The organism is Modestobacter lapidis (assembly GCF_054780755.1).
Genome location: NZ_BAAGVS010000063.1, coordinates 1 through 777, shown reverse-complemented (window position 1 = coordinate 777; position 777 = coordinate 1). Strand labels below are relative to the sequence as shown.

Genomic DNA, 777 nt, shown 5'->3' with positions numbered 1-777 from the left:
GCTGGTCCACCCGCAGGTGACCGCCGCGGTGGTCACGCTGCTGACCGGCCCGGACACCGGCGGGGAACTGGCCGGCTACGTCATCCTCCGCGACGACGCCATGAGCGCCGCCACGAGCGACGACACGAGCGCCGACACGAGCGACGACACGAGCGACGACACGAGCGACGCCACCGGCGCCGGTACGGGCGCCGGGTCGCCCGGCGGGGGCGTTGCGGACCGGGCCGGTGTGGTGTTGGCGGAGTTGCACGGGCAGTTGGCCGAGCAGTTGCCGCCGTACATGGTGCCCGCGTACATGGATGTGGTCACCGACATTCCGATGCTGCCCAGCGGCAAGGCCGACCGTGGCCGGCTGCCCGAGCCGACCCGGCCGCGGTTGATCCGCGTCGAGGCCGATTCCGAGCCGCCGGCGAGTGAGGTGGAGGCGTGGATCGCCGGGTTGTGGGAGGAGACGCTGCGGCTGCCGGCGGGGGCGGTGTCGGCGACGGCGAACTTCTTCGATTCCCTGGGCGGGCACTCGCTGCTGGCCGCGAACGTGGTCTCGGCGATGCGGGAGAGCGACCTGGGTGCCGGGCTGTCGATCCTGGACTTCTACCGGCACCCCACGGTGCGGGAGCTGGCCACCTTCCTGGAGGAGGACCGCAGCGCCCGCCCGGCCACGGTGACCGTGGCGCCGCGGCCGGCGCGGCCGGCGCCGCCCTCGCGTAACCGGGTGGTGGGGTTCGGGTCGGTGCAGCTGTCGGCGCTCTACGTCCTGGTGCTGCTGTTCGTGCTGCC

1 protein-coding gene is annotated in these 777 nt (G+C 73.6%); it reads left to right on the top strand.

Annotated elements, in window-relative coordinates:
- On the top strand, window positions 1–777 hold a 777-nt coding region (locus ACYVG5_RS21445; RefSeq protein WP_460683539.1), incomplete at both ends, for a phosphopantetheine-binding protein.